Source organism: bacterium (assembly GCA_029210545.1).
Classification (GTDB): domain Bacteria; phylum BMS3Abin14; class BMS3Abin14; order BMS3Abin14; family BMS3Abin14; genus JARGFV01.
The window spans coordinates 1-5,227 of the sequence record JARGFV010000149.1 but is presented as its reverse complement, the minus strand read 5'-3'; the positions used below and the strand labels follow the sequence as shown (position 1 = coordinate 5,227).

General features: G+C 53.0%; 4 protein-coding genes. 1 reads left to right on the top strand and 3 read right to left on the bottom strand.

The window, feature by feature from the left end:
* Window positions 1-304, top strand: a 304-nt coding sequence (locus tag P1S46_11375) for a VapC toxin family PIN domain ribonuclease (GenBank protein ID MDF1537076.1), incomplete at its 5' end; no start/stop codon positions are given.
* Here P1S46_11375 and P1S46_11370 read toward each other — a convergent pair.
* From P1S46_11370 to P1S46_11360, 3 genes are all read right to left on the bottom strand, one after another.
* Window positions 267-1,382 (bottom strand): VanZ family protein, encoded by a 1,116-nt coding sequence (locus P1S46_11370; GenBank protein ID MDF1537075.1) that lies wholly within the window; start codon window positions 1,380-1,382, stop codon window positions 267-269. The genes P1S46_11375 and P1S46_11370 overlap by 38 nt on opposite strands.
* A 276-nt stretch (window positions 1,383-1,658) precedes the next feature.
* Window positions 1,659-2,321: a choice-of-anchor N protein gene (locus tag P1S46_11365; GenBank protein ID MDF1537074.1), complete on the bottom strand. Its 663-nt coding sequence runs from the start codon at window positions 2,319-2,321 to the stop codon at window positions 1,659-1,661.
* Window positions 2,322-2,762: 441 nt separating this feature from the next.
* Entirely contained in the window at window positions 2,763-4,889 is a 2,127-nt protein-coding gene (locus P1S46_11360; protein MDF1537073.1) for a GAF domain-containing protein, read from the bottom strand.
* Window positions 4,890-5,227: the final 338 nt, after the last annotated feature.

Sequence of the window (5,227 nt, the reverse complement as noted above, 5' to 3'; positions counted from 1 at the left end):
CACCACTAATTACGTTCTGCTTGAATGCTCAGCGCTCATTCAGCATCGCCTTGGGTTTGTGGCTGTGCGTGGGATTAAGGAGGACATGCTCGGGCTCGTAAATATCCATTGGATCGACCCGGAAACGCACAGGGCCGCGGTGAGCGCGTTTCTGGCAGCTTCCAGACGAAAGCTCAGCCTCGTGGACTGTGCCAGCTTCGAGGTGATGCGTACCCTGGGCATCAAGCTTGCGTTTGCTTTTGATTCTCATTTCAAAGAGCAGGGTTTTACCTGCATTCCGAGCTTTTCTCTGAGTCCTCTGTGATCTGTGTGAGAGGCAGCCTTGTCTCGTTCCGAAGTAACAGGTCCTTTCCCCACCATATTCCCATCCCTATCCCCGTTCCCAGAATGTTCAATACCAGGTCGGTCAAGTACGAGCTACGGGAAACCAGGAAGACCTGGTTGGTTTCGATGAACAGGCTGAGCAGTCCTCCTGCAAGAATTGGATATAAAAGGTTTTTCCAGCTATTTTTTTCACTGGGGACCTGTGTGAAAAAAATAGATAGGGCCAGACCCAATGGGATAAAGCCAACCACATTGACGATAGCGTCTTTGTAAAAGTGTCTTTTCTGGAGGAACTGCCTGGAGGGCATGGCAAGGAATTCCCAGTGCAGGGGAACCAGGGTGTCAGGGATGATAAGGTTCCATCCGTTTCCAGCCTGGTTGCCAACAACCCCACCTGCAGGTTTTTCCAAACGGTATTTTATGAACTCTTCCCCGGATCCAGGTCTGCTCCCACTTCCCCATTGTTCGAAACGTTTCAGGATCTCAGTCGGACTCAGTGCACCGTCAAATGCTGAGAAACTCCATATGGTTCCCCGCCAGGGGCTGTCTCCATTGGAAGCATTACCTAGTACAAGTGACCTGACAGGGCGTTTTGAAACTGCTTCTGCAAAGTCGAACCCACTTGCCTCTTTTACCAATTGACCGTTCACATATATATCGGCGCTTCCCACGTTCAGGACGAGAGTAATAGCCACGGGTTCGCCCGGATTGAGCACATCTCCGTGGTCGATCTCCCTTTTGATTTTTTCAACCCCAAGGCCATTTTCCATGAGCCGGACGATGAGAGAACTCTTCCATTGACCGAGGTACATCACTTCCCGGCCCGAGACATCACAAAGGGAGAGGATGTGTGGGATGCCTCGATTGTAACTCCTTTCCGGATTGAGCATGAGCTCAAGGGTCAGGGGGCTATCAGAATTACCGTCCTCAGGCCATGCGGAATCCCCGGTGCTGTAGGCGATCCCTCGGCCGTGGAAGTGAAGGCCGCTCCCATCTTCATTCACGGACACCTGGTTCGGTGAAAAATAGTTGAAGGGGTAGAGGCCGATAAAGAGCATGCCCAGGATCATGCAGATTATTAGGAGGCGAAGAAGGTTTCGGGGGAGGAGAGGCATGGCGGATAAAGAATAGCCTTTGGAAAAGATCGAGTAAACACTATTGGTGTAGGATCGCGCCACCCGGTTAGCGGTTTCCGCCGTCGCCCTTCGAGCTGAGGTGGACCGGCGCGATGACAAAACAGCGGGGATCGCTTTGTCCAGGTGACAACTCGCGATGACAGCACAAAAAAGCAGGGCCTAAAATGGCCCTGCTTTCAAATATGCCCAGTTAAACGCTTAGCTGAGTTTTCTGCGGAAGGCGGCCACGCCCAGCATTCCGATCCCGAGAAGGACCAGGGTGCCCGGCTCAGGAACTCTGGTACCCGCGTCGTGGGAGAACGGTGCGAAAGGTTCGCCATCGGCGGGATCGTACAGGTCAAAGTGGATCATGGTGCCATCAACCAGGTTGGTGGTGTCAATGTTGAAGCCAACGTAGTAGCTGTACCCTGGTGCTCCACTGTCATCTTGTACATTATAACTGCCAACTGTATCAGCTGCGGCAAACTTGACATCGAAGATGCCGTAGTATGTTTCGAAAATACCGTGCTCCTGAAGTTCCATTGGCGTGGTGCTAAAATTGGGACTTCCGTAATTACTAAAAGACAATGGGGCACCATCGACGTCCACAGTACCAAAGGCCGCATCCGGATCAAGGCCGTCCTCAAAGCCGATTTTAGCGTAAACAGCCACGCTCATCTCATATCTCTTGTTAAAGTCTGGTGAATCCTGTGTCAGCAGAGCGTAAAGGGTGAACAACGTATCACCTGTGATGGTGCTTTGCTCTGTACCGCCGACATACTCACCACCAGAGATATCCACCTGCAACACAGGCAGTGCCGTTGCCCCTGCAGCGAAGACAAAGACACCGAGGAGGCACAGAGTGAAGAGTAACTTTTTCATATCGTTTTCCCTTTCATCAGTTGGTTTCCGAGCATTATTCTTTTACCAAGATAACAGGACTCTTGACTCGTATTAAGCTGTAAGTACGCAAGGACTATGCCAAGAATGGGGTGTAAATGGTCTTTCATTGCCTTACTCAGGATTTTTCTTAATCCCACACCCCTGCCTTTGTTTAAGTGCGGATCTTATTCAGCAGAGACAGGCTGTTCATTTCGTATTACTCTCTTTTCTCCGCCTTCCCGACCTGTTCCGCCAGGAAGGTGCGCTCTCTTTTCGTAAGGTTTTCCGACGCATTTTGCTGATTATATCCTGGCAGGGCGCCTTAAGGCTAAAAAGTGTTGTTAAAACAACTGGTTAGGGAAAGATTTCGCTGCCTTTCGATAGTGTAAGGAATGGCGACGCTCTGACAGGAAAAGATTGTCGTTTTTATCAAATTGGCGGTTACTGGATGGTCTCTTTGAAAGCCTTGACGATGCGCTTGTCAAACTGGGTGCCGCTCTTTTCCATCAGCGTGTCGAGGGCGCTTTCCACGGACATGGCCGACCGGAAGGGCCGCTCGTGGGTCATGGCGTCGAAGGCGTCGGCCACAGCCAAAATCCGGCCGCCGATGGGGATCTCCTCGCCCATGAGGCCGTCCGGGTAACCATGACCGTCGTAGCGCTCGTGGTGGGTTTTCACCGCCTGGATATCCAGGTCCAGCTTGGGGAAATTTTCCAGGATCCGGGCGCTCCACAGCGGGTGCTGGCGGACCAGGCTCGATTCGCCCGAATTCAGCGATCCTTTCCTGCCCAGTATAGACTCGTCGATGGCGATGCGTCCAAGGTCGTGGAATCGGGCGGCCTTGGCGATGCGCATGGCATCGGCTTCGTTCATTTTTAGTTTCCTGGAGACCCGATAGCTGGCCTCGGAGACCCGTTCGGCATGCCCCCTGAGGTAGGGGCTTTTGCTCTCGGCGATGTTGAGCAGGATGTCGGCCGTTTCGTGGAGGAACTCTTTCTGAATCCCGACGAACCGCTTGCCCTCGGCCAGCAGTTTGGACATGGCCGTTACGTGGGGCAGAAGGTTTTGCAGGTCCATCTGGGTGAAGGTGCCCCTGTCGCGCCGGTTGGAAAAGTTGACCACCCCGAAAGCATCGTTGTCGAAAATGAGGGGGATCGACAGGAAGGACGGGGAGCTGTAGCGGAGGCCCTTCCTTGCCCTTTTGGGCATGAAAAGATCGACGTTGTCCACCATCAGGGGTTGGCGTTTGCTTAACGCCTGGCCACAGATGCTGTCCTCGATGGCCAGGACGCTCTTCTGGACCTCTGCCTCGAAACCCTGGAACCCGACACCGTGCTTGAAAACCAGCTTCTCGCCACTCTCGTCGGCGATCATGATGGAGACCCTGTCAGCGCCGCTCATGCGGGAGAAGAACTCAACAAGGTTGGACAGGAGGTTTTCCATGTCGAAGAAGCTTCCCAGAGAGTCCAGGAGTTCCTGGAGGTCGAGGGAGACCGGTTTGAGGTCAGGGTGGTGGGACGCGGAGAAAGGGCTCACCACGCGGTTCCCGCCATGGGTCTGGGCATTTTTGAGATTGTTCTGGGCTTCGCTTATCAGTTCGGAGATAGTCATGCACTGAGGGAAGGCCGAAACGCCCACGCTGACAGTGAATTTCAGTTCAGGTTCCGCTCCCCTCGTTGATATGGGTACGGAGGAAAGCCGGTGACGGAGGCGGTTGGCCAGCAACGTGGCTTCATGAAGATCGGTCTCCGGGAGGAGAAGGGCCAGGGTGGTGTCGGAGAAACGGCTGAAGGTGTCTATTTTGCGGACCATCGGGAGGATGTGCTCCGCTACCTCCCTCAGGATAAGTCCCATACCAAGGGACAACAGCTGGTCCCGGACACCGCCGTTATCGATCTCGATGAAGAAAATACTGAAGGCGCGGTTATTGCGCCGGCACCTGGCGAACTCCTTTTCCAGCTCCATTTCGAACCGGGCACGCATGGGCAGGACCGTGAAGGGATCGCGCTCCTCCACCGTATGGTGGACAGGCTTGGTCAATTTGTGGAAAATTCCCTCCAATTGGAGTACCAGAATCCACAGGAGACGGACCGTCTCGTCGGGGAAGTTGTACGGTTTGGAGGAAAAAAGCTGGACGATACCCTGGAGGTCGCTCCCCACCATAATGGGGATGGAGATGAGTGATCGGCAGCCTATCTCTTTGAGGAGCCTTTCCATCTCGGGGGAATCGGGTTCTTCGACCCTCACCGGGAGGCTGTTTTCAACAGTCCACTCGAGGAAGATGTTGCCCTTGTGCATGGCCGGGGGAAGTTTGTCTGCAAAACCGTGGATGAGGCCTGGATAGAAGCTTTTATCGTCCTCATCCAGGAGATAAAAGACGGCTTTCTCGAAGGCAACCAGTTCCCGGGCCAGTTCGACGATAACCTTCAGAGCCGAGTTGAAATCCAGCCTCAGGCTGTAGATCATCGAGGCCCTGATCAGGACGTTCAGTTTGTGCACGAGGGCTTCGACGGCGGTCGTGTCCAGTTCCGGCGGAACATTGACGACGAAGCTCTTGCCCCTTTTCATCAAACACAGCTCCAGACGGTTGTTTTTGTCATTTACATGTATAAAACCCAGTACAGGCTATCGTAATTGTACGCAAGAAACATTCCAAAAATCCCAGTACCTGTCAATGAGGGACTAACCGGGTGTTTGGATCGCCCCCCTCCGGTACCCTTTGCCGGAAATCCTTGCAGGATGGTCGGGAGAAGAGACGTGGCATTACACGGTAATCTGACAAGCTGCCGGGTACATTATATATCAACCTTCATACTTAGTTGTGCCTGTAAAATTCATAACTAGTTGAATTTATTGGTTTATTTATTGATTTAGTGCTGTTAAAATCACCATAAATAGTTATTGGA

Coding starts and splice junctions, on each gene's coding strand:
- P1S46_11370 (MDF1537075.1), bottom strand. CDS start 1,382: ATGCTCTTTATCGGCCTCTACCCCTTCAACTATTTTTCACCGAACCAG.
- P1S46_11365 (MDF1537074.1), bottom strand. CDS start 2,321: ATGAAAAAGTTACTCTTCACTCTGTGCCTCCTCGGTGTCTTTGTCTTC.
- P1S46_11360 (MDF1537073.1), bottom strand. CDS start 4,889: ATGAAAAGGGGCAAGAGCTTCGTCGTCAATGTTCCGCCGGAACTGGAC.